At 64.0% G+C, this 15,969-nt stretch carries 14 protein-coding genes and 1 pseudogene; 4 read left to right on the forward strand and 11 right to left on the reverse strand.

Annotation, left to right across the window (positions count from 1 at the left end; all coding sequences use genetic code 11):
- Nucleotides 1-111 precede the first annotated feature (111 nt).
- Nucleotides 112-1,956, forward strand: coding sequence for a dihydroxy-acid dehydratase (gene ilvD, locus BRSPCE3_RS03710; protein ID WP_244064309.1), 1,845 nt, complete (start codon nt 112-114; stop codon nt 1,954-1,956).
- Nucleotides 1,957-2,483: 527 nt separating this feature from the next.
- Here the strand turns inward: ilvD and BRSPCE3_RS03715 are convergent.
- The 6 genes and pseudogenes from BRSPCE3_RS03715 to BRSPCE3_RS03735 form a co-directional block, all read right to left on the reverse strand.
- Nucleotides 2,484-2,699: a hypothetical protein gene (locus BRSPCE3_RS03715; RefSeq protein WP_244064310.1), complete on the reverse strand. Its 216-nt coding sequence runs from the start codon at nt 2,697-2,699 to the stop codon at nt 2,484-2,486.
- A gap of 423 nt (nt 2,700-3,122) precedes the next feature.
- The gene (locus BRSPCE3_RS03720; protein ID WP_244064311.1) at nt 3,123-5,654 is read right to left on the reverse strand and encodes an autotransporter domain-containing protein; all 2,532 of its coding nucleotides are present in this window, start codon (nt 5,652-5,654) and stop codon (nt 3,123-3,125) included.
- Nucleotides 5,655-5,814: 160 nt separating this feature from the next.
- Nucleotides 5,815-5,977 (reverse strand): annotated as a pseudogene (locus BRSPCE3_RS36130) (autotransporter outer membrane beta-barrel domain-containing protein); the annotation flags it as partial.
- Between the two features lie 405 nt (nt 5,978-6,382).
- Complete coding sequence (locus tag BRSPCE3_RS03725) at nt 6,383-7,432, reverse strand: hydroxyacid dehydrogenase (RefSeq protein ID WP_244064312.1); 1,050 nt, start codon at nt 7,430-7,432, stop codon at nt 6,383-6,385.
- A 15-nt stretch (nt 7,433-7,447) separates the two neighbouring features.
- Nucleotides 7,448-8,344 carry an amidohydrolase gene (locus BRSPCE3_RS03730; protein WP_244064313.1) on the reverse strand — a complete coding sequence of 299 codons (897 nt, stop codon included), beginning with the start codon at nt 8,342-8,344 and terminating at the stop codon, nt 7,448-7,450.
- A gap of 4 nt (nt 8,345-8,348) precedes the next feature.
- Nucleotides 8,349-9,314: a tripartite tricarboxylate transporter substrate binding protein gene (locus tag BRSPCE3_RS03735; protein WP_244064314.1), complete on the reverse strand. Its 966-nt coding sequence runs from the start codon at nt 9,312-9,314 to the stop codon at nt 8,349-8,351.
- 181 nt (nt 9,315-9,495) lie between these two features.
- Here BRSPCE3_RS03735 and BRSPCE3_RS03740 point away from each other — a divergent pair, with 181 nt between their 5' ends.
- The 3 genes from BRSPCE3_RS03740 (at nt 9,496) to BRSPCE3_RS03750 (ending at nt 11,732) form a co-directional block, all read left to right on the forward strand.
- A complete protein-coding gene (locus BRSPCE3_RS03740) occupies nt 9,496-10,047 on the forward strand; it encodes a thiamine pyrophosphate-binding protein (RefSeq protein WP_244064315.1) in 552 nt (183 codons plus the stop codon).
- Between the two features lie 8 nt (nt 10,048-10,055).
- A complete protein-coding gene (locus tag BRSPCE3_RS03745; RefSeq protein ID WP_244064316.1) occupies nt 10,056-10,658 on the forward strand; it encodes a thiamine pyrophosphate-dependent enzyme in 603 nt (200 codons plus the stop codon).
- Between the two features lie 249 nt (nt 10,659-10,907).
- Nucleotides 10,908-11,732 carry a three-Cys-motif partner protein TcmP gene (locus BRSPCE3_RS03750; RefSeq protein ID WP_244064317.1) on the forward strand — a complete coding sequence of 275 codons (825 nt, stop codon included), beginning with the start codon at nt 10,908-10,910 and terminating at the stop codon, nt 11,730-11,732.
- On the opposite strand, the gene BRSPCE3_RS03755 is transcribed toward BRSPCE3_RS03750, so the two are convergent.
- The 5 genes from BRSPCE3_RS03755 to BRSPCE3_RS03775 all read right to left on the reverse strand — a co-directional run bounded on the left by BRSPCE3_RS03755 (nt 11,709) and on the right by BRSPCE3_RS03775 (nt 15,789).
- Nucleotides 11,709-12,467, reverse strand: coding sequence for a DUF5131 family protein (locus BRSPCE3_RS03755; protein ID WP_244064318.1), 759 nt, complete (start codon nt 12,465-12,467; stop codon nt 11,709-11,711). The two genes, BRSPCE3_RS03750 and BRSPCE3_RS03755, sit on opposite strands and share 24 nt — an antisense overlap.
- 131 nt (nt 12,468-12,598) lie before the next feature.
- Nucleotides 12,599-13,660, reverse strand: a complete 1,062-nt coding sequence (locus tag BRSPCE3_RS03760; protein WP_244064319.1) for a ketopantoate reductase family protein — start codon at nt 13,658-13,660, stop codon at nt 12,599-12,601.
- A gap of 179 nt (nt 13,661-13,839) precedes the next feature.
- Nucleotides 13,840-14,229: a DUF1236 domain-containing protein gene (locus tag BRSPCE3_RS03765; RefSeq protein ID WP_244064320.1), complete on the reverse strand. Its 390-nt coding sequence runs from the start codon at nt 14,227-14,229 to the stop codon at nt 13,840-13,842.
- Between the two features lie 218 nt (nt 14,230-14,447).
- Nucleotides 14,448-15,230: an NYN domain-containing protein gene (locus BRSPCE3_RS03770; RefSeq protein ID WP_244064321.1), complete on the reverse strand. Its 783-nt coding sequence runs from the start codon at nt 15,228-15,230 to the stop codon at nt 14,448-14,450.
- Between the two features lie 151 nt (nt 15,231-15,381).
- Nucleotides 15,382-15,789, reverse strand: coding sequence for a hypothetical protein (locus tag BRSPCE3_RS03775; protein ID WP_244064322.1), 408 nt, complete (start codon nt 15,787-15,789; stop codon nt 15,382-15,384).
- Nucleotides 15,790-15,969 lie beyond the last annotated feature (180 nt).

Here is a 15,969-nt window from a genome sequence, read left to right on the forward strand (position 1 = left end):
GGGGTTCTGCCATGCGGTTCCGCGCTTGAATCCGCGTGCCCGGGCAGGCATAAGGACCTCCAATCTCCCCTAAAAAATGTCCTTAGCCCAAGGATTTGAGAAGGATTTACGATGCCCGCCTATCGCTCCCGCACCACCACCCACGGCCGCAACATGGCGGGTGCTCGCGGCCTCTGGCGCGCCACCGGCATGAAGAACGAGGATTTCGGCAAGCCGATCATCGCGGTGGTCAACTCCTTCACCCAGTTCGTGCCCGGCCACGTCCATTTGCAGAATCTCGGCCAGCTGGTCGCGCGCGAGATCGAGAAGGCCGGCGGCGTCGCCAAGGAATTCAACACCATCGCGGTCGACGACGGCATCGCGATGGGCCATGACGGCATGCTGTACAGCCTGCCCTCGCGCGAGCTGATCGCCGACAGCGTCGAATACATGGTCAATGCGCATTGCGCCGACGCGATGGTCTGCATCTCCAACTGCGACAAGATCACCCCCGGCATGCTGATGGCGACGCTGCGCCTCAACATCCCGACCGTGTTCGTCTCGGGCGGCCCGATGGAGTCAGGCAAGATTTTGCTCAAGGGCAAGAAGCGCGCGGTCGACCTGATCGACGCGATGGTCGCGGCCGCCGACTCCAACGTCTCCGACGAAGAGGTCGAGGTGATCGAGCGCTCGGCCTGCCCGACCTGCGGGTCCTGCTCCGGCATGTTCACCGCGAACTCGATGAACTGCCTGACCGAGGCGCTTGGCCTCGCGCTGCCCGGCAACGGCTCGGTGCTGGCGACGCACGCCGACCGCAAGAGCCTGTTCGTCGAGGCCGGCCATCTGATCGTCGATCTCGCCCGCCGCTACTATGAGCAGGACGACGTCAAGGTGCTGCCGCGCAACATCGCGAACTTCAAGTCGTTCGAGAACGCGATGACGCTCGACATCGCGATGGGCGGCTCGACCAACACCGTGCTGCATCTGCTCGCCGCCGCGCGCGAGGGCGAGGTTCCGTTCACGATGGCCGACATCGACCGGCTGTCGCGCAAGGTGCCGGTGCTATGCAAGGTGGCGCCCTCCGTGCCTGACGTCCACATGGAGGATGTACATCACGCCGGCGGCATCATGGCGATCCTGGGCGAGCTCGATCGCGCCAAGCTGCTCACGACCGACGGACCGATGGTGCATGCTGAGACGCTCACCGACGCATTGAACCGCTGGGATGTGGTGCGCACCACCAGCGACAAGGTTCGCAACTTCTACTGTGCCGCGCCGGGCAACGTGCCGACCCAGGAGGCCTTCAGCCAGGACCGCCGCTTCGACGAGGTCGATCTCGACCGCGAAAAGGGCGTCATCCGCAACGCCGAGCACGCCTATTCCAAGGACGGTGGCCTCGCCGTGCTGTTCGGCAACCTTGCCGAGGACGGCTGCATCGTGAAGACCGCCGGCGTCGATCAGAGCATTCTGAAGTTCTCCGGTCCCGCCCGCATCTTCGAGAGCCAGGACGCGTCGGTCGACGCCATCCTCACCAACAAGGTGAAGGCCGGCGATGTCGTGCTGATCCGCTATGAAGGTCCGCGCGGCGGCCCGGGCATGCAGGAGATGCTCTACCCGACCAGCTATCTGAAGTCGAAGGGCCTCGGCAAGGCCTGCGCGCTGATCACCGACGGCCGCTTCTCCGGCGGATCGTCGGGCCTGTCGATCGGCCACGTCTCGCCGGAAGCCGCCGAAGGCGGCCTGATCGGTCTGGTCGAGGAAGGCGATGTCATCGAGTTCGACATCCCGAACCGCACAGTCAACCTCAAGGTCGACGATGCCGAGCTCAAGCGCCGCCGTGCGGCGATGGATGCCAGGGGCACCGCGGCCTGGAAGCCGGCGGCGCCGCGCAAGCGCGCCGTCTCGACCGCGCTGAAGGCCTATGCGGCGTTCGCAAGCAGCGCGGCAAAGGGTGCGGTGCGCATCCTGCCGGAGTGATAAACGACGATCCTGGCCGCGTCCGGGCTCCGTCTCGCGGCAGACCAGCTGCACCTCTCCCGCTTGCGGGGGAGGCCGTCGCAGGGGCGCACTGCCAAAATATCGAAAACAACCCCATGCACAGTAGCCGGCTGCCGGACGTTCGACAGGGCAACTTGACACGTCGGGCAACTCAGCGGTATTTTTCCATTATTCCGAAATCGTGCGCACGCCGCTCACAGGTGTGATCACCCGCGCATGGGCATGCGGGTGATGACACCGGGCAAGCCGTTTGACTGGTTGAAACGAGAACCATCCTCGCCGTCGTCCTGACGAAAGCCAGGACCCATTCCCCCGAATGGTCATTGTTGCGCGATGCCGGGGCCGCGATCCCCTTCACAATCAAGTGCGGTGGTTATGGGTCCTGGCTTTCGCCAGGACGACGAATGGAGAGAGCCGCCTGCAAGCTCGGCAAAGACAAAGACGCATATGCGATTGCCCTCCCCGCAAGCGGAAGGGGAGCGCATGCCGCTGCTCTCGACCCAGCGTCAGCTCATTTGCAGGTCAGCCGCCTCGATCCGGATGCGGTCGGCATGCAGAGACCAGTCGCACAGCGATTGTTCCTGGCAGAATTTGACCTTGGCCATCTCGGTGGCCTGGCCCTCACTCACGGCGTCGATCTCGAGCGCGCCCTGGCAGACCTCGCGCTCGCGGCCATTGCCGCCGAGCACGTCCTTCATGAAATGAACGACGAAACGTGACATGGAACCCTCCCTGCTGCACCGGAAGAGCCGGGAGTACCGCTTTAGCACTAATGCGAAATGGGGTTGAGTTAATTCGGCGCGCGCCGGTGCGGCGCTTCGCAGCGGTGGAAAACTACGCCCCGGCCTGCGGCAGGCTGGCGGCGGCGATCGCAACGATCTGTGCGATGCGGCGGCCGATTTTCGCCGGCGCGTTGCGAAGCAATGACTGGACCTGTCGCATGACACATCTTCCTTCCGCGCCCGGAATGTCGGGCACACAGGGAAAATGGCGATATCGAGCTAAGCCGTCGATATCTCAGGGAAAATAACAACGGACGCGTTGCCCGGCCGCAGTTTGACAGTGGGTTTATTGCTTCATGTGAGGTCACGGCGAAGGAGATATTCTCCGCCCCTCTGAGACGCCGCAGCCGCGGATACCGGCGCTCACCAAGTGTACCGCACCACACCCTTGCCGGCGTAAGACGAGGTGACGTCGGAGAACTCGCCTTCGAAGGTGGCCGCGGCCGACCAGCCGTTGCGCCATTTCATGTCGATCGACGCCGTGGTCAGCACCGAATCGGAGGCCTGCGCCGCGCCGTTGACCACGAAGCCCGCACCGGGCAACGCCTGGAAGGTCGCGGCGATCGACCGGTCCGGATCGTAATCATGCGCCCAGGCAAATCGGGTGCGTAACGTGAGCACGCCGTCCTGCACGAGGAAGGACTTGTCGGTGCGAACGCCGAGCTCGCTCCTGACATCGGTGACGCTCTTCGCAGCATAGGCCAGCGCAAATGCGCTGGAGCCGACGACAGCCTGCTCGGCATAGCCCGGCAGATCGAAGGTCGTGAACTGGCCCGCTGCATAGGGCGTGATGCCGATACCTCCGGTCCATGGCGCAATGATGCGATAGCCGCCTTCGAGGCGACCCGAATAGGTGTTGGCATTGAACTCAGCGCGGAGCTGGTCGAGGCCGGCGACCGTGACGGTGCGGTTGGTGGTGATGTCCTGCCAGCCATAGGCGAGCGCGGCGGTGACATAGGCCGCACCTTCGGTGTGGCGGATGTAAGCGCCGGCCTGGAACAGGTCGGACCGGCCGCTGCCGCTGTTGACGATGGAGAAGTTGGTGCCGCCGCCGGCCAGTGCGAAGCCCGCGATGGTGTTCGGTGCGAGCAGATAGTCGGCGCCGACAGCGGTGCCGTACACGCTGCTGGTGGTGTCGTTCGATCCGACCACGGCGTTGCCACTGGTCGATTGCGAGCCGCCATAGCCCGCCGCCCACACGCTCCAGCGCGGCACGAACGGCACCGGCGCGAGCGGCGGCGCCTTGGTGAACATGGCATACGCGCCCGTCTTGCTTGTGGCTGCGCAGCCGCTGGCATTGCGCTGCTCCGGATCGCGCCGAGCGCCCGGCTCCGAGCCTGCGTCACAGTTGCGGTTCGTGAAGGGATCGGTCAGCAGCCCCATGAACAGGTTCATGGCGTCGAAGGTGGTCTGCTGCGAAGCGGTCGCCAGTTCGCCCGAGGCCTGCGTCAGGCCCGCAGGCGTCAACGTGCCATAGACCAGCGGGATGCCGCCCGTCGTGTTGAAATAGTTGACCAGCGTGTTGGCGACGTTCTGCTGGTTGACGTTAAGGCCGCTGCCGAAGTTGGGGCCTGACGGCGGCGGCGTGAAATCCAGCGCGAGATTCAGAAAGGCATTGTTGGCGTCGTAGCTCAGGCTCGACTTGAATCCGCCCGGCAGGTTGGTGTTGACCGGTCCGTTGAACGTGCCGTTCACGCCGCCGACGGCGTTCACGATGGTGTACTGCCTGGCGACATAGGCGCCCGCCGCAAAGCTCGCATTCACGGTCGCGCCGCCAAGGGTCGCGGTCCCCGTCACATTGGTGCGGTCAGCATTGGCAGGCGAGACCTCCACCAGGTAGCTTGCCGCCGCCGCAAAAACGAGGTTGCCCTGCACCGTCAGCAGTCCGATCGAATTGCCCGGCGCCAGCGTACCGCCAGCGTTGATGGTGGTGTCGCCGACCGTGCCGTTGCCGCCCAGCGTGCCGCCGGCATTCACCGTGGTCGAAGATGCGATCGAGCCGTTTACCGCGAGCGTGCCGCCGTTCACAGTGGTCGGACCGGTGTAGGCGTTCGTCCCAGTCAGGGCGGTGGTGCCGCTGTAGACGGCGACGCTGCCGGCTCCGGTGATGTCAGGCGCAAAGCTGTAGTTCGTTGCGGTATGGTTGAAGTTGATCACGCTTGTGCTGGTGCCGAGATTGACCGCAGGTGCGGTCACGGACCCTGGCAGCACGGCCGCGCTACCGGGAGCGGCTCCGATATTAATCGTGCCCGTGCTCCCTTGGAGTCCGAGCTGAACGGTGTTGCTGGAGACGGCCAATCCGCCATTGCTGAGGGTCAGGGTGCCGCGGCTGAAGAACCCGCTCCCGATCTGGAATGTAGTGGCCGTCACGGAGGACCCGGTCCCGTCGACATTGACCGCCCCGGCCGCACCAGTGCTGGCCCCGATGGCGAGCAGAAAAAAGCTCGCGCTGCCGCCGGCCGATACGTTGAGTGTGCCGCGGCCTGTGCCGGAGCTGATGGCTGTCGGGCCGGCGATCAGTTGCGAACCCGGCCCGGCAACAGTGACGGTCCCGGTCGAACCCGAGCCGAGTGCGATAAAGATCCCGCCGTTGCCGCCAAAGCTCAGGCTCCCGCCGCTCTGGATCATCAGCGAGCCGGTGCTGTTGTTCCCCTGTGCGACAGTCAGAAGGCCTGGCCCATTCACATTTACGGCAACACCGCTGATCTGAGCCATGCCGCCATTGCTGATATCGGCGGGGCCCGCCGTCGGGACGACGCCGGTGCTCCAATTGGTGGGAGTGGTCCAATCGCCGGTTCCCGGATTGACCCAGCTTACCTGCGCCGAAGCCGACGAAATCCCGACGCCTTCACGCCCGAAGCCTGCGGCCCAGCACATCACGAGCAGAACAGCCATCATCAGTCCACGGGCCGACCGCACGGCCCCGCACTGTGCGGTTCTCTGTGTCCAGCGGATCATGGATGCGCTCCACTTCCTTCTTTGCGAACGCGATGCGTTCGGGATTACGCGGCGCGCTCAAGGCCCACGTCAGAGCCTGTCGCGCGCAAGTGCAAACTCACCACGCGTAGCGAACGCCCCCCTTTGCCGGCGTAGGACGAGGTGACGTCGGAGAACTCGCCTTCGAAGGTGGCCGCCGCCGACCAGCCGTTGCGCCATTTCACGTCGATCGATGCTGTGGTCAGCGCGGAGTCGGAGGCCTGCGCCGCGCCGTTGACCAGGAGTCACCGCGACCGCGAAGCGCCACGCGCGCAGCGTGCAGGAGTCCTGCTCGTCTAGCAACGGAACTGCGTCGTCAGGCAATGGAACTGCGCCTGTTCTTGCTGTTTGCTTTTCGCGCGTTGCGAATAAACCACAGCTTGAGGTTTAGTAAGTTGCAGCGCGTGCCGAGCACACTTCATGTGTTCCAGTTGCATCGAACTGTATGACCGGCACCGGGTTTAACGGAACCATCACTATGCTGAGACGAACGAGATTCTCCCCGACATCATCGAGCGTGAGGGACGCAACCGTGGACGGGTTCCCTCTCCCCTCTTGTCCGCCGAAGCCTCTTGGCGAAGGCGGATGCGGGAGAGGGAGCCTGGCCGATGTGCTCACCTGACGGGAAGCGACGGCACCATCGTCCGTTATCCCGGCATGAACCCGAACGCCTTCTCGAACCGCGTCGCATACACCGGCCAGACCTCGGGATTGATGATGCGCGGCGGCCGCTTGCCGTCGAGCGCGTCGAGGATTTGTTCCGCGGCGATCTTGCCCATGTTGATGCGCGCCTCGCGGGTGACGCCGGCGGTGTGCGGGCTTGCCAGCACATTGTCGAATTGCAAGAGCGGATGATCCGGCGGCGGCGGTTCCTTGGCCCAGACGTCGAGGCCGGCACCTGCGATGCGTTTGTCGCGCAATGCCTCTTCCAATGCCTTCTCGTCATGGATGAAACCGCGCGCGGTGGTGACGAAATAGGCGTGCGGCTGCATCAGCGCGAATTCGCGTGCGCCGATCATGCCGCGGCTGTTGTTGTCCAGCGGACAAGAGATCGAGACGAAATCAGCGCGGCGCAGGAGATCGTCGAGCTCGACCTTCTCCCCGCCCCGCTTCGCCATCTCATCCGCGCTGAGATACGGATCGTAGGCGATCACCTTCATGTGCAGCAGGCCACGGCACAGCTCGGCGATGCGGCGGCCGACATTGCCGAGACCGACGATGCCAACGGTCTTCTCGTTCAGCTCGTTGCCGATCAGGTCGTTGCGGTTGACGTTGGCCTCGCGCCGCAGCCGGCGGTCGGACTGGATGATGCGCTTGGACAGCGTCAGCATCATGCCGAGCGCGTGCTCGGCGACCGAGTTGGCGTTGCCGCCGGACTGGTTGACGACCAGCACGCCCGCCTTGGTGCAGGCATCGACGTCGACGGGATCGAAGCCGGCGCCGTTCGACGACACGATCAGAAGGTTCGGCGCCCGCTTCAACAGCTCGGCATGGGCATGGAAATGCGGTGCCAGCTCATCGCGCGCCGCGCCGATCTGATAGGCATGCGCGTCGGCGAGAACCGGCGCGAACTGCGCTTCCGGCGTCTCGTTCTCCAGACGGTCGAGCCGGACATCCGGCCGCTTCTTCAGGATGTCGACGTAGATCTCGTGGGCGAGGTATTTGACGTAGAACACGCGCTTGTTGTTGACGGTCATATCTGCGGACAGCTTTCAGTTTGGGAAGCCATAGAGTTTTGCGGGATTGTCGACGAGGATGCGGTGGCGGGTCGCGGCGTCCGGCGTCCACTCCTGGAACAGCGTCAGCAGATGGCCGGCGTCGGGCATCTCGCCTTCGACCCGCGGATGCGGCCAGTCGCCACCCCACACCAGCCTCTCAGGATTGGCCGAGACCAGCGCCTCGTGGAACGGCCGTGCATCCGGATAGTCGGGCGCGCGCTGGCTCAGCCGATGCGCGCCTGACAGCTTGGCCCAGCACCAGCCTTCGTCCACCGCACGCAGCAGGCTCTGAAAGCCGGCGGTATTGATGCCGGCGGTAGCGTCGGTGCGGCCCATGTGATCGACCACGACCGGCAGGCCCAGCGCCTTCAGCGCCGGGATCGTGTCGGGCAGATCCTTCACATCGATCCAGAGCTGCAGATGCCAGCCGAGCTCGGCCATCACGGGGGCATGCGTCTCGGCGACGCCCAGCGGAATGCCGCCGCGATAGTGCAGCTGACCGCCGCGGAAGAAATGATTGAAGCGCAAGCCGCGGACGCCGAGCACATGCCACTGCCGCAGCGTGCCCGCCGCGACACCGGCATCGGCTACCGCGACGCCGCGGAGCCGTGCCGGCTCACGCTGCAGAGCGTCGAGCATCGCCGAATTGTCGCGGCCATGCGCGCTGCCCTGCACCAGCACGCCACGGGTGAAACCGAGCGCATCGAGCATGCCGAGATAGGCCGCGAGCGGCGCGTCGGGCGGCGTGTAGCTGCGATCTCCGGCATAGGGAAAGTGATCCGCCGGGCCGAACACATGGGCATGTGTATCGCACGCCTTTGGCGGCAGCCTGTCCCGCGGCGGCGTCACCGGACGCGGCGGCAGGCAGGCGGGAATCTCGGATGCAGCCATCTTCCTACTCCGCCTTCATGCCGGCGGCCTTGATGATCGGCCCCCATTTGTCGTAGTCGGCCTTGATCTTGGCCGCGAACTTGTCCGGCGAAAAGCCGATCGGGATCGCGCCGAGCTTGCCGAGACGCTCCTTGACGGCATCGGTGTTCACGGCGGCGACGAACTCATGCGAGATCTTCGCAACGAGCTCCGCCGGCATGTTGCCCGGTCCGAGCAGACCCCACCACACCTCGGTGTCGTAGCCCGGCACGGTCTCCGACATGCTGGGCACGTCGGGCAGGAACGGCGCGCGCGATGCCGTCGTCACCGCCAGCGCGCGCACCGTGCCGGCCTGCAGCTGGCCGACTGATTCCGGCCCGTTGTTGAACGACATCGGAATCTGTCCGCCGAGCAGATCGTTGATCGCCGGCGCGCCGCCCTTGTAGGGGATCGCACTGATCTCGATCTTGGCGAGATTGTTGAGCAACTCGCCGGCCAGATGGGTCGAGGTGCCGTTGCCGGCATGGGCGAACGACAGACTGCCCGGCTTCGCCTTCGCCGCCGCGATCACGTCGCCGACCGACTTGAACGGCGAGTCCGCACGCACCAGCAGCACGTTCGGCGATGACGCGAGCAGCGAGATCGGCGAGAAATCCTTGAACGTGTCGTAGGGCAGTTTTGGATAAAGGAACGGATTGGTGGCGTGGCCGCTCGCCACCATGATCAGATTGTAGCCGTCAGGCGCGGAGCTCGCGATCGCCTGCGAGGCGATCACCCCGCCGGCGCCGGGCCGGTTCTCGACCACGATCGATTGCGTCCAGGTCTTCGACACGGCTTCGGCGAGCGTCCGCGTCAACACGTCGACGCCGCCGCCCGGCGGATATGGGACGAGAATATGAACGGCCTTTGCCGGGTACGGCTGCGCCGACGCAAGGCCGGCCATCACCATGGCCGCTGCCGCGATGGCGGTCCGCCAGACCCATCCGGCCATCGACGCCTCCTGTCCCGTTCCGTCCCTTGATCGTTACAGCCTGTATCGCACGCCGGTTCGGCACCGCGATGACCGAATTGCGCAGATCGCGTTGCGGCCGGGGCATGTTGACAATCACAGGCACCACGTCAAGTTTCGGATCGCAAGCGATCATCAGCGTCGCGTGACAAGGGAGGGCAGGATGGCGGCCGCGGAACAAGCCTCGTCGCAAAAATCGGCGACCACCTGGCACGGCATCGTGCTGCAGACGCTGAAGCGGAACGAGATCAAGCTGGTGCCCTATGTGCCCGACCGGGTGCTGACCACGCTGATCAAGGACCTGCACGCCGATCCCTATTTCACGACATTTCCGACCGCGCGCGAGGAAGAGGCCGTCGGCATCATCTCCGGCGCCTGGATGGCGGGCACGCGCGGCGCCGTGCTGATGCAGACCTCTGGCTTCGCCACGCTCGCCAACGTGCTGGCCTCGCTCGCGGTGCCCTACCAGATCCCGCTGATCATGTTCGTCTCCGAGCGCGGCACGCTCGGCGAGTTCAATTACGGCCAGGCGCTGGTCTGCCGAACCATGCGCCCGGTGCTGGATTCGCTTGCCGTGGAACATCACACCATCACGAGACTCGACGAGCTCGAATTCATCGCCGACCGCTCGATCAAGCAGGCCGTCACCACCCAGGCGCCGGTGGCGCTGATCCTGTCGCCGCTGTTGACCGGCGGCAAGACCTTCGACAAGTGAGATCAGCCATGACCAGCACCCACGCGCGCAACACCAAGGTGATGAACCGCTTCGAGCTCACCCAGCGCCTCGTCGCCGGGCTGAAGGACGAGGCCGTGATCGGCGGCATCGGCAATACCAATTTCGATCTCTGGGCCGCCGGCCATCGTCCGCAGAATTTCTACATGCTGGGCAGCATGGGACTGGCGTTTCCGATCGCACTCGGCGTCGCACTGGCGCAGCCGCAACGCCGCGTGTTCGCGCTCGAAGGTGACGGCTCGCTGCTGATGCAGCTCGGTTGCCTCTCGACCATCGCGACGCTGGCGCCCAAGAACCTCACCATGGTGGTGATGGACAACGGCATCTACCAGATCACCGGCGCGCAGCCGACCCCGGCGGCCGGCCATACCGACCTCGTCGCGATCGCGCTCGCCAGCGGCATCGTCAACAGCTCCTGGGCCGCCGACGAGGACGATTTCGAGCGGCTGATCGAACAGTCGAAACAGACCGCAGGCCCGACCCTGATCGGCGTCCGCATCGACGACAAGCCCGGCACCGGCACGACAAGGCGCGATCCCGTGCAGATCCGCGAGCGGTTTATGCATGGGATGGGGGTCAGGCAGTTGCTGTAGGGTCGATGCAGCGATCAGAGCCAACGCAATCGCCTTACTGTTGAACTCGCTAAAGTATACTTGCACTCGCGCTCTAGTTGCGATTATCTGATTGCATTGCTGGGAGCTTTCAATGATCAAATTGTTCAACGCGGCATTCGCTGCGACCATTTTGTGCGGCATCACCGAGGCGGCTTTGATTAAAGTCCGAACGCAAGGCGCAGCGTCGGATACCGATCTTCGCTGACGGCGGTCACGGCGGCTGGCACCATGGGTGAACTCGTCGAAGGAGACGACGGCTTCCAAGTAGAGGAAGTCGGGCGATGGGCGAAAGACAAAATTGCTTCCCTTTGTCGCTACATCGAGATTTCGCGCGCAGTCCGTAAGAAATGGTTAGGCCCAGGAAAAGGTGGCGCGGCCTACGTCGAGCTTTTCTGTGGCCCCGGTCGGTCCAAGGTAAGGCGAACGAACGAATACATTGATGGTAGTTGCGTAGCCGCGTGGAAGGCGAGCCTGGCATCCAGAGCACCATTCAGCACTATTTACGTTGGCGACGCGGATGAGCACCGAAGATCACTCGCCGTCGAACGCTTGAAAAGAGCTGGGGCACCCGTCGTTGAATTAGGCGGGACTGCTGTCCAAGCAGCTCGCGAAGCTCGCTCTTTGCTTAGCGTGAGTGGACTCAACTTCGTGTTCGTTGATCCCTACAATCTGGGCGCCTTCGAGTTCGAAGTGATGGCTGCGTTCGCCGGCCTTCGATACATTGATATGCTTGTCCACATCAGCAAGATGGATCTGCAGCGTAACACTGGAATGAACATCAAGGCTCAACAGTCAGCCTTTGACAGTTTCGCTCCGGGCTGGAGGTCCGCTGTCAACCTAAATCAACGCCACCCCGCGATCCGTCGCGAGGTGTTCGAATATTGGCGCCGAAAAGTCGCCGAACTCGGGATTTCTACTTCGGCAGATATGCAACTAATAACGGGAGAAGGTGGTCAGCATCTATACTGGTTAACTCTCGTCGCCAAGCACGATCTGGCGCACAAATTCTGGAAGACCGCCTCTAACAGTTCAGGACAGCGTAGCTTCCTCTAGGACGGGCATTTCATCGTAAGTTGTGCCATTCAACTCGCGCCCTGCTGCCTTCTTATTTCTCCCTCCCCATTGCTTGAAGAAGAAGGCGGTGCCGTACTTACGACAGGCGGCCTCGATCTCGTCGACCCATGCAGGTTTCATTGGACGTGCACCCGGCCCACTCTCGCCGCCGACGATTGCCCAGTGAATGCCACTAAGATCGGCACCCGCAACCGAGCCTATCAACGGTTCAAACGAGATGAACCTCACTGCTGCACGCACGCGGCGCAGATCAACAATGCGATCGAGATAGTCGACGCTTTCAACACTGGTACCGAGCCAAACATTGCGCAGCACCGGCAGCGCTTTAGTCAATTCCGCCATCCGGTCTGGCCGTTTGGTCAAGATTTGGTAGGTGTGATGCGGCGTCTCCTGCATTGTCGACCAAACGTCAGCTATGAAGGCTGCGGGGACATCCGCGTGGAACAGGTCCGACATAGAGTTGACGAAGATTTGGCGCGGCTTTCGCCAAGCCCTCGGCACTTCGAGAGACTTCCGGTCCAAGTACAGCTTACCGGTCCACTTAGCCCGGCCGCCGGTCTTTCGAGTGAGACCACGGTACTTTTGGACACCCATAGCCTCGAGGCGAGCGGCCATTCGCATCGCGTAGCAGTTAGTACATCCCGGTGAAAGGATCGTGCATCCGGCGACCGGATTCCAAGTCGCATCAGTCCACTCGATTGTGGTCTCGGCCATGCGCCTCTCCTATGTGAAAAATATCCTGACATCGGATGGTGAATCAATCCTAAATGTTCACTATATGTTCTAAACTAGCACTACTATCTATCTGATTTTACTAATTCCAAGCAATGGGAGAAACTGCCCGCTCAATTCAACCGCAGCTCGGTGATGTGCTGCGGATCCGGCTTGAGCTCACCGCGTTCGACGCGCTTGACGATGTCGGTCAGCGCGGCGTTGGCGTTGCAGGCGATGCCGAGCTTCTCGCCCTCGCGCACCACGAGACCGTTGAGGAATTCGATCTCGGTCCGCCTGCCCTTCTGCATGTCCTGACCCATCGAGGGGCGCTGCGCCGATGAGGTGCGCTTGGCGTCCTTGAAGCGCTGCTCGTCGCAGGCGCGCGTCGCGGCCTCGTCGCCTTCGCCAGCGCGCGCGATCGTCTCGGGCGGCAGATGCAGGATCTCTTCCAGCTGATAGCCCTGCGCCTGGCCAACGCGGATCGCCTCACTGCCGAGCCGGGTCGAGAAGCGGCGCAGCGGCTCGCTTTGCAGCACCTCGCCGCCCGGCAGACCGGTGCAGGCCGATAGCCCGTTGCCCATCACGTTGGCGACGAGCTTGGACCAGCGCTCGCCCCAGAGATTGGCCGTCACCTTGGCGCTGTCGGAGAAGCCGACCAGCCGGCACACCTCCTCCGCCCGCGCGGTGATGCGGCCGTGCACCTCGCCGGCACGAAACACGGTGTGATTGGCTCCGCCCTTGCCGGCGCCGCGGTGGATGTGGCCGGGCTCCGGCAGGTTGACGGTGATGCTGCTGGCGATGCAGCCGAGCGTCTTGCCCCAGCCGACGATGCCGGCGATGGTCTCCTCGTTCATGCAGTTCTGCAGCGACACGACATAACCGTCCGCCGCGAGATATTGCCGGATCAGCATCGTGGCCCAGGCGGTGTCGTAGGACTTCATGCAGACGAAGGCGATGTCGACCGGCTTCTCCTTGGCCAGCCGCTGCGCGTCGGTGATATCAAGCGCACGCACCGGCACCGAGAATTCCGCAACGTCCATCGCATGGGTGACGCGCAGGCCGTGCTCGCGCATGTGCGCGACATGCGCGGGCCAGGGATCGATGAAGGTGACGTCCTCACCCGCCTGCACCATATGCGCACCGGCATAGCCGCCGACCGCACCCGCGCCGACGATCGCGATCTTCCGACCCATGTTTCCACCCTGCTCTTGACTGAGGCGGACGCCGGCTGCATCCGCCGATTGCCGCCAGTCTAGGGGATCGGGCCGTCAGGCCAACCGGCCGCCTCATGAAAAAAGCGGGCCTGTGCCATGCGAAAATCCTCGCGGGCGACCAGCCCGCGAGGATGCTCACAGTGAGAATATCGGCGCGATCAATCGATGATCCTGACGATCCGGTGCGAGCGCGCGTCCACGATCACGCGGCGATCGTTGACGACCGCATAGCGATATTCAGTGTAGCGCGGCACCGGACGCAGCACGACGGTGTCGGGCAGCGGCTCGCCGACCACGACGCGCTCGCGCACCACGACCGACGGCTCGTCGCGCGGGATCGCCGTGATCACCGCATTCGGAATTTCGAGGCCGGCGCCGACCGCGGCACCCACCGTGCCGCCGACGATCTCGCCGACCGGGCCTGCGATCTCGCCGCCGGTCCGCGCACCGTTCGCAGCGCCCGCTGCAGTCGTCGACTGCGCGAAGGCCGAACCGGACGCGAGCAGCGACGCAGCGGCGACAAGGGAAACAGCAAAACGCCTATTCATGGTTGTCCTCCTCCGAGTTGTCAGACGCCCCGTCAACATCGCAGTGAATGAGACGTTCCAGTTCCGCCGCGGCAACTTGCGCGCAAATCCAAGTTCCGCCGCAACTCGCTTCAGTTCCCATGCAAATGAAAACGCCGCTCCGGACGGGATTCGAAGCGGCATTCATTCCGGGTTCAGGCTTCAGGGACAGTTCGGAGCAGGCCTGCGCCGCGCGCCGCTCATTGCGGCGGCGGCTTGCGCGCGGCTCGCCGTCTTGGGGCTCGCGGCCCCGGCGGTGGTGCAGCCGCCTGCTTGATGCGGATTCGCATCGTCCCGCCCTTGGACTCGATCTCGAACGCGTTGGTCCTGCGCACCAGCTCGCCCAGGGTGCGGAAGCCGTAAGTTCTCTGATCGAAATCCGACGCGAGATTGGCGAGCTGCCGTCCGACCTCGCCAAGCGTCACCCAGCCGTCCTCGCTGGCCATCTGGCTGATCACCTTCTTGATGATGGGCGTGGCGGCCTCCGGCGGCTGCAACGGCTGGGGACGCACGGCCGCATCCTGACTGCTCGGCACGCCGCCGCGCAAATTCTCGGTATAGACGAACCTGCGGCAGGCCTGCCGAAAGCTCTCCGGCGTCTTCTGCTCACCGAACCCGAACACGTCGATGCCGTGCTCGCGGATGCGGGCGGCAAGCCGGGTGAAATCGCTGTCCGACGACACCAGGCAGAAGCCATCGAACCGGCCGCTGTGCAGCAGGTCCATCGCGTCGATCACCAGGGTGATGTCGGATGCATTCTTCCCGGTCGTGTAGGCAAATTGCTGCTGCGGGATGATGGCGTGCTTCGACAGGATGTCGGCCCAGCCCTTGGACCTCGGAGTGGAGAAGTCGCCGTAGATCCGGCGCACGCTGGCCTCGCCGATCTTGGCGATCTCCTCGAACAGCCCATCGGCGATCTTTGCGGATGCATTGTCGGCGTCGATCAGGACGGCGAGACGCGGCGAACGGAGTTCGGAAGGCATGGCATTTCTCGGCTGGGACACGATGGATCAGGATTCCGCTGGGCACCGGAACCGGCGCAGCCGGCGTATCGGAGCACATCGCGCGTCCCAAGCATAGGCTCTGCGGCATCGCCCGCACTTTCGCGGCGATGGCAGGCCTGCGCCAGTGTGGTCAGAGCACCTCGCCCATATCGATCGCCCGCCTGGCGAATTCGATGGCCTTCTCGGCGGTGATCGCATCCGCCGTCGTGGTCGCCTCGTCGCGCACCGACGGCGGCGACGCGATCCGGATCTTCTTGCCGTTGGACCGGCGGATGGTCGCACGCCAGCGATCGACATCGCGCCGGTAGGCATCGATCACGAAATCCCGATAGGTGACGCCGCTCATCAGCGGCTGGATCGATGCCGTTTCGATCGTCGGCACCCGGCTTGCGATATTGCGCACCATCTCGATGATGGCTTCGGCAGCGTGCTCGCGCGCGACGCCGCTCACGTCCCGGAGCAAAAAGCTCACCGCCGCGCCGATCTGCGCCCTCGCACGATCGTCGCTCGCAAAATCCAAATCGGCCTGAACTGACATATGGGGAAAACGCCTCCGCCCGACGCAATATCGGATACCATCGGGCATCCGGCACGTTGCAACCACGAGACGTTTAGTCGGCTCCCCATTAAAGCCGGATTATCCGTTAGCCCCCGATTTCTCCGATGCCGTTAACCGGCTCTTGATGCCGCTTCGCGGGATGCCTGGAGCGGCAAGGTG

The sequence above is a fragment of the Bradyrhizobium sp. Ce-3 genome (genome assembly GCF_022835695.1).
In the GTDB taxonomy this organism is placed as follows: domain Bacteria; phylum Pseudomonadota; class Alphaproteobacteria; order Rhizobiales; family Xanthobacteraceae; genus Bradyrhizobium.

What these genes read in the sequence shown, in the direction of transcription:
- ilvD (WP_244064309.1), top strand. Translation starts at nt 112, where the DNA reads ATGCCCGCCTATCGCTCCCGCACCACCACCCACGGCCGCAACATGGCG.
- BRSPCE3_RS03715 (WP_244064310.1), bottom strand. Translation starts at nt 2,699, where the DNA reads ATGTCACGTTTCGTCGTTCATTTCATGAAGGACGTGCTCGGCGGCAAT.
- BRSPCE3_RS03720 (WP_244064311.1), bottom strand. Translation starts at nt 5,654, where the DNA reads ATGGCTGTTCTGCTCGTGATGTGCTGGGCCGCAGGCTTCGGGCGTGAA.
- BRSPCE3_RS03725 (WP_244064312.1), bottom strand. Translation starts at nt 7,432, where the DNA reads ATGACCGTCAACAACAAGCGCGTGTTCTACGTCAAATACCTCGCCCAC.
- BRSPCE3_RS03730 (WP_244064313.1), bottom strand. Translation starts at nt 8,344, where the DNA reads ATGGCTGCATCCGAGATTCCCGCCTGCCTGCCGCCGCGTCCGGTGACG.
- BRSPCE3_RS03735 (WP_244064314.1), bottom strand. Translation starts at nt 9,314, where the DNA reads ATGGCCGGATGGGTCTGGCGGACCGCCATCGCGGCAGCGGCCATGGTG.
- BRSPCE3_RS03740 (WP_244064315.1), top strand. Translation starts at nt 9,496, where the DNA reads ATGGCGGCCGCGGAACAAGCCTCGTCGCAAAAATCGGCGACCACCTGG.
- BRSPCE3_RS03745 (WP_244064316.1), top strand. Translation starts at nt 10,056, where the DNA reads ATGACCAGCACCCACGCGCGCAACACCAAGGTGATGAACCGCTTCGAG.
- BRSPCE3_RS03750 (WP_244064317.1), top strand. Translation starts at nt 10,908, where the DNA reads ATGGGTGAACTCGTCGAAGGAGACGACGGCTTCCAAGTAGAGGAAGTC.
- BRSPCE3_RS03755 (WP_244064318.1), bottom strand. Translation starts at nt 12,467, where the DNA reads ATGGCCGAGACCACAATCGAGTGGACTGATGCGACTTGGAATCCGGTC.
- BRSPCE3_RS03760 (WP_244064319.1), bottom strand. Translation starts at nt 13,660, where the DNA reads ATGGGTCGGAAGATCGCGATCGTCGGCGCGGGTGCGGTCGGCGGCTAT.
- BRSPCE3_RS03765 (WP_244064320.1), bottom strand. Translation starts at nt 14,229, where the DNA reads ATGAATAGGCGTTTTGCTGTTTCCCTTGTCGCCGCTGCGTCGCTGCTC.
- BRSPCE3_RS03770 (WP_244064321.1), bottom strand. Translation starts at nt 15,230, where the DNA reads ATGCCTTCCGAACTCCGTTCGCCGCGTCTCGCCGTCCTGATCGACGCC.
- BRSPCE3_RS03775 (WP_244064322.1), bottom strand. Translation starts at nt 15,789, where the DNA reads ATGTCAGTTCAGGCCGATTTGGATTTTGCGAGCGACGATCGTGCGAGG.